Raw genomic sequence first — 6,600 nt, 5'->3', positions numbered from 1 at the left:
TTGCGTCGTTGGGGGTGCGCGGGCCCGCCGTGTCCTCCGGGGGGGGCCCGTGGGGCGGGGGCGGTCCCCCGGGGTGGGGGCGCCGGGGGGGCCGCCCCCCGGGGGGGCCCCCCCACTTGCCCGCCCCCCCCCCGCTTTGGGGGGCGCGATTCGGTCCCCTGCAGGGGACATGGCACGATGCGTTCATGTCCACCGCGCTGACCGATCTCTGCCGCTACCCGATCGTGCAGGCCCCCATGGCGGGCGGTGCTTCCTGCCCGCAGCTCGCCGCCGCCGTGTCCGAGGCCGGGGGGCTCGGCTTCCTCGCCGCCGGGTACAAAACGGCCGACGGGATGTACCAGGAGATCAAACAGCTGCGAGGGCTCACCGCTCAGCCCTTCGGCGTGAACCTCTTCATGCCGCAGCCCGAGTACGCCGACACCGCAGCCGTCGAGGTGTACCGCAACCAGCTCGCGGGCGAGGCCAGCTGGTACGAGACGCAGCTCGGGGACCCGGACAGCGGCCGCGACGACGGCTACGACGCCAAGCTCGCCATCCTGATCGACGATCCCGTGCCGGTCGTCTCCTTCACCTTCGGATGCCCCACCCGCGACGTCTTCGACGCCTTCGCCCGCGTCGGCACGATCACCGTCGCCACGGTCACCACCCCCGAAGAGGCACAGACCGCGCAGTGGTCCGGCGCCGACGCCGTCTGCGTACAGGGTGTCGAGGCCGGCGGTCACCAGGGCACGCACCGCGACAACCCCGAGACGGACGGCTCCGGGCTCGGCCTGCTCTCGCTCATCGCGCAGGTGCGCGAGACCGTGCAGATCCCCGTGGTCGCGGCCGGCGGCCTGATGCGCGGCGCGCAGATCGCCGCGGTGCTCGCGGCGGGCGCCGACGCGGCGCAGCTCGGCACGGCGTTCCTGGTCTGCCCCGAGTCGGGCGCGAACGTCCTGCACAAGCAGGCCATGACCAACCCGCTGTTCACCAGGACCGAACTGACCCGCGCCTTCTCGGGCCGCCCCGCCCGCGGCCTGGTCAACCGCTTCATGCGCGAGCACGGCCCGTACGCCCCCGCCGCCTACCCCCAGGTCCACCACCTCACCAGCGGACTGCGCAAGGCCGCCGCCAAGGCCGGTGACGCGCAGGGCATGGCGCTCTGGGCGGGGCAGGGGCACCGGATGGCGCGGGAGCTGCCCGCCGGGCAGCTCGTGGAGGTCCTCGCGGCCGAACTGGCCGCCGCGAAGGCCGCGTTGGCGGCCGGCGGGCAGCAGGGGACCCAGCCCGGGGGCCAGGCATGACCGCCCCGGTCTTCGTCGTCGAGCACTTCGACGCGGGGGGCGAAGGACGCTACGTACTCGATGGTCCCGAAGGGCGGCACGCCGTCTCCGTGAAGCGGCTGAACCCCGGTGAGGAGCTTGTCCTCACCGACGGCGCCGGGCGGTGGGCGCAGTGCGTGGTCCTCGAAACCGAGGGCAAGGACCGGCTGATCGTGCGGATGGACGCCGTACGGGAGGAGGCTCCAGAGGAGCCCCGGATCACGGTCGTGCAGGCGCTGCCCAAGGGCGACCGCGGTGAACTCGCCGTGGAGACCATGACGGAGACCGGCGTCGACGCGATCGTGCCCTGGTCGGCGTCCCGCTGCATCACGCAGTGGAAGGGCGAGCGCGGGCTCAAGGCGCTCGGCAAGTGGCGGGCCACGGCGCGCGAGGCGGGCAAGCAGTCGCGCCGGGTGCGTTTCCCGGAGGTCGCGGACGCGGCGACGACCAAGCAGGTCGCCGCGCTGCTCGCGGAGGCTGACCTCGCGGCCGTCCTGCACGAGGAGGGCAGCGAACCGCTGGCCACGGCGCAGCTTCCGGCGGCCGGGCACATCGTTCTCGTGGTCGGCCCCGAGGGCGGCGTATCCCCGGACGAGCTCGCGGCCTTCGCCGCCGCGGGGGCGAAGCCGTACCGGCTCGGGCGTAGCGTGTTGCGCACATCGACCGCGGGGACGGCGGCGGCCGCACTGCTGCTCGGGCGCACGGGCCGCTGGTCCTGACTCCCCGCACGCTGTCAGGGGGCGCCTTGGAACTCGCTCAAGTACGGCTGCTCGTCTCGGACTTCAGCGCCTGCCACCACTTCTACGCCGAAGTCCTCGGCCTCAGGCCGCAGTCGGGGGCAGTGGAGGGGAACTTGGTGGAGCTGCAGGAGTGGCTGCTGCTGCTGCTGCGCGGCTGACGAGCCACCGCTGTCCCGGAGTTGGACGCAAAGGGGTCTACCGTCAGGCGGCTCGCAGTGGCACTCTGCCGCCTATGGGGGCATTGAGGCGATTACGTGATCGTGCGGTGGTCGTGCGCGGGCGGCGTCGGCGTGTGCTGTACGCCGTCGCGCTGGCGGGGGCCGCGGTGATCGGGGGCGCCGCGTGCGATCCCGTCGACGGGGGCATGAACACCTCGTCCATCGCGATCACCACCGACGAGATGGCGACGAAGGAACTGGAGCGGCAGCACCTCGACGTGCTGTGGATCAGCTGCACCGCCCGCTTCAAGGACAAGGTCACCCCGTCCAGCGGGGATCGGGACCACGAGGCCGTCGCCCATGTCGACTGCCAGGGGCAGGCCAGGAACGGCAAGGGGTCCGACGACACCAGCGACATCACCGTCAAGGGGACCGTCACGTCCGTCGTCGACGGGCACTGCGTACGAGGGAACCTGACCGCCAAGGTCGACGGCAAGGAGTGGTTCCGGGTGGACGTGCTCGGCGACTGCTCCGGGGGTGACGACGGCAACGGCAATGGCGGCAACGGCAATGGCGGCAACGACAACGGTGGTGGCGGTGACCACGGCGGTGACAAGCCGACCCAGGCCCCGACGTCCCATCAGCCGCCCGCGCCCACCGTCACGGTGACCGTCACGCCCGATCCGCCGCCCGCGACTCCCGACCCGACGTGCTCGTGCTTCAAGGGCAAGTGATCCAAATCGCTGACCGGCTCCGCCGCACCTGCTTAGGCTGGCCGTGTGACACAGACTGGGCACCCTGCGTATCTTCGGTTTCCGCACCTGCGCGGCGAGTTGGTCGCCTTCACCGCTGAGGACGACGTCTGGGTCGCTCCCCTCGACGGCGGCCGGGCATGGCGCGTCAGCGCCGACAACATGCCGGTGAACCACCCCCGCATCTCCCCGGACGGCACGACCATCGCCTGGACGTCCACACGGGACGGCGCCCCCGAGGTGCATGTCGCCCCGGTCGACGGCGGATCCTCCAAGCGCCTTACGTACTGGGGGAGTTCGCGTACGTCGGTGCGGGGCTGGACCCCGGACGGGCAGGTCCTCGCGGTCAGCACGTACGGCCAGGCATCGCTGCGCCGCAGCTGGGCGCGGGCCGTCCCGCTGGACGGCGGGCCCGCCGGCACGCTGCCGTACGGACTGGTCGGCGATGTCGCGCACGGCCCGCGGGACGGTCAAGTCCTGCTGCTCTCCGCGCCGATGGGGCGCGAGGCCGCCTGGTGGAAGCGGTACCGGGGCGGCACGGCGGGGAAGCTGTGGATCCGGCGTGGCGGCGCCGGTGACGAGGGCGGCGACGACCGCTTCGTACGCGTCCATGAAGAGCTCGACGGGAACATCGAGTACCCGCTGTGGGTGGGCGACCGCATCGCCTTCCTCTCCGATCACGAAGGCGTCGGGGCCGTCTACTCCTCGCTGCCCGACGGGTCCGATCTGCGCAGGCACACGGGTGTCGACGGCTTCTACGCCCGGCATGCCGCCACCGACGGCACGCGTGTCGTCTACGCGTCCGCGGGTGAACTCTGGCTCCTGGACGACCTGGTGGACGCCGAGCCGCGCCGCATCGGCATCCGCCTCGGCGGCCAGCGCACCGACCTCCAGCCGTTCCCCGTGAGCGCGGCGCGCTGGTTCGGCGCCGCCGCTCCCGACCACACCGGACGCGGCAGCGCCGTCTCCGTGCGCGGCGGCGTGCACTGGGTGACCCACCGCGAGGGTCCTGCCCGCGCCCTCGCCGTCGAGCACGGGGTGCGCGCACGGCTGCCGCGCACGTTCCGCGTCGACGGCGAGGAACACGTCGTCTGGGTGACGGACGCGGAGGGCGACGACGCGCTCCAGTTCGCGCCCGCCACGGGGCTCGCGCCGGGCGCCACGCCGCGCAGGATCGCCGCCGGGCAGCTGGGCCGGGTGCTCGGGCTCGCCGTGGCGCCCGACGGCAGCCGGGCCGCCGTCGCCTCGCACGACGGGCGTGTGCTGCTCGTCGAGCGGGAAAGCGGCGAGGTGCGCGAGGTCGACCGCGGGGAACACGGCGACGCCACCGGTCTTGTCTTCTCGCCGGACTCGGCCTGGCTCGCGTGGTCGCACCCGGGGCCGCGTCCGCTGCGCCAGCTGAAGCTGGCGAACACGGCAGACCTCTCGGTGTCCGAGGCGACCCCGCTGCGATTCCGCGACTACGCACCCGCGTTCACCCTCGACGGGAAGCACCTGGCGTTCCTGTCCGCGCGCTCCTTCGACCCCGTCTACGACGAGCACGTCTTCGACCTCGCCTTCGTCGGCGGATCGCGGCCCTACCTGATCACGCTGGCCGCCACCACGCCATCGCCCTTCGGGCCACAGCGCCACGGGCGGCCCTTCGAAGCGCCCGACAAGGACGAGACCCCGGACAGCGAGGGCGCTCCCGTCACCCGGATCGACCTCGACGGACTCGCCGACCGGATCGTGCCGTTCCCGGTCGAGGCCGCCCGGTACTCGACCCTGCGGGCCGCCAAGGACGGCGTCCTGTGGCTGCGGCACCCCGTGCGCGGAGTCCTCGGCGCCTCCCGCGCCACCCCGTCGGACCCCGACCCGCAGACCGAGCTCGAACGCTACGACCTCGTACAGCAGCGCATCGAGGAACTGGCGTCGGACGCCGACCACTTCTCCGTCAGCGGGGACGGCAAACGGGTGCTGCTGTGGGTCGACGGCAAGCTGAAGGTCGTGCCGAGCGACCGGCGCGCCTCCGGCGACGAGAACTCCGACTCCAACATCACCGTCGACCTCACCCGGGTCCGGCAGACCGTCGACCCCGCCGCCGAATGGCGCCAGATGTACGACGAGGCCGGGCGGCTCATGCGGGACAACTTCTGGCGGCCGGACCTGGGCGGGATCGACTGGGACGGCGTACTCGACCGCTACCGGCCGGTGCTCGACCGCGTCGCCACGCACGACGACCTCGTCGACCTGCTGTGGGAGGTCGCCGGAGAGCTCGGCACGTCGCATGCGTACGTCTTCGGGGGCGGGGCCTGGGGGACTCCCGCCGTGCGGCAGGGGCTGCTCGGGGCGGATGTCTCGCGGGGCGCGGACGGTGCCTGGCGGATCGACCGGATCCTGCCCTCCGAGACGTCGGACCCCGCCGCCTGCTCGCCGCTCGCCGCTCCCGGGGTCGCGGTGCGGGCCGGCGACGCGCTGCTCGCCGTCGCGGGGCGGCCGGTCGATCCGGTGACGGGTCCTGGGCCGTTGCTCGTGGGTACGGCGGGCAAGCCCGTGGAGCTGACCGTGTCGCCCGCGGGGGGCGGCGATCCGCGGCATGCGGTGGTCGTCCCCGTCGATGACGAGGAGCCGTTGCGGTACCACGCGTGGGTCGTGGACCGGCGGGCGTACGTCCATGAGCGGTCGGGGGGACGGCTGGGCTATCTCCACGTGCCGGACATGCAGGCCCCCGGCTGGGCGCAGATCCACCGGGACCTGCGGGTGGAGGTGGCCAGGGACGGTCTCGTGGTGGACGTACGCGAGAACCGTGGCGGGCACACGTCGCAGCTGGTCGTGGAGAAGCTCGCCCGGAAGATCGTGGGCTGGGACCTGCCGCGCGGCGCGCAGCCGTACAGCTACCCGGCGGACGCGCCCCGCGGGCCGGTCGTCGCCGTCGCCAACGAGTTCTCCGGTTCCGACGGGGACATCGTGAACGCGGCGATCAAGGCGTTGGGGATCGGGCCCGTGGTGGGGACGCGGACGTGGGGCGGGGTGATCGGCATCGACAGCCGGTACCGCCTGGTGGACGGGACGTTGGTCACGCAGCCGAAGTACGCGTTCTGGCTTGAGGGGTACGGGTGGGGCGTCGAGAACTATGGCGTGGACCCGGACGTGGAGGTGGTGACGACACCGGAGGACTACGCGTCCGGCGCGGACCCTCAACTGGACGAGGCGATCCGCCTGGCGCTGGCCGCGTTGGCGGAGTCCCCGCCGAAGAGTGCGCCGGAGTTGCCGGGGGCGTGAGGGGGCTGGCCTGCGGCCTCGGGCCCCGTCCGCGGATTTCCCCCCCCGGGGGGCGTGATGGCCCGGGTGCTCGGACGGCCTTCCTGTCCCGCCGCTTCGCGGCGGATCAGGTCCGTGATGGCCCGGGTGCTCGGGCGGCGTTCCTGTCCCGCCGCTTCGCGGCGGATCTTCCCCACCCACCCACCCGATCACCCTGCGGCGGATCTTTTCCCACCCACCCACCCGCCCGATCACCCCGCGGCGGATCTTTTCCCGCCCACCCGCGCGATCACCCTGTGGCGGATCTTTTCCCACCCGCCCCCCCCAACACCCAGCGGGGCCAAACGGGGGGGGGGCGGGTAGGGTTTATACTGCCGGCCGGGGGGGCGGGTTATCGGGGGGGTGGGCG

At 73.2% G+C, this 6,600-nt stretch carries 4 protein-coding genes and 1 pseudogene; all 5 read left to right on the top strand.

All coding sequences use genetic code 11. The features are described from left to right. Nucleotides 1-185: 185 nt before the first annotated feature. The 5 genes and pseudogenes from ACFWY6_RS43190 to ACFWY6_RS43170 all read left to right on the top strand — a co-directional run bounded on the left by ACFWY6_RS43190 (nt 186) and on the right by ACFWY6_RS43170 (nt 6,212). Entirely contained in the window at nt 186-1,283 is a 1,098-nt protein-coding gene (locus ACFWY6_RS43190; RefSeq protein ID WP_361818059.1) for a nitronate monooxygenase, read from the top strand. Then, complete coding sequence (locus ACFWY6_RS43185) at nt 1,280-2,020, top strand: 16S rRNA (uracil(1498)-N(3))-methyltransferase (protein WP_384702724.1); 741 nt, start codon at nt 1,280-1,282, stop codon at nt 2,018-2,020. Before ACFWY6_RS43190 ends, ACFWY6_RS43185 begins: the two co-directional genes overlap by 4 nt. A 26-nt stretch (nt 2,021-2,046) precedes the next feature. Then, nucleotides 2,047-2,151, top strand: a pseudogene (locus ACFWY6_RS43180) (VOC family protein); the annotation flags it as partial. 122 nt (nt 2,152-2,273) lie between these two features. Continuing rightward, nucleotides 2,274-2,933, top strand: coding sequence for a hypothetical protein (locus ACFWY6_RS43175; RefSeq protein WP_384702720.1), 660 nt, complete (start codon nt 2,274-2,276; stop codon nt 2,931-2,933). A gap of 45 nt (nt 2,934-2,978) precedes the next feature. Continuing rightward, nucleotides 2,979-6,212, top strand: a complete 3,234-nt coding sequence (locus ACFWY6_RS43170) for a S41 family peptidase (protein ID WP_384702718.1) — start codon at nt 2,979-2,981, stop codon at nt 6,210-6,212. Nucleotides 6,213-6,600: the final 388 nt, after the last annotated feature.

Source organism: Streptomyces sp. NPDC059037 (assembly GCF_042740015.1).
In the GTDB taxonomy this organism is placed as follows: Bacteria; Actinomycetota; Actinomycetes; order Streptomycetales; family Streptomycetaceae; genus Streptomyces.
The sequence above is the reverse complement of the archived record's forward strand: the minus strand, read 5'-3'. Positions and strand labels throughout refer to the sequence as shown.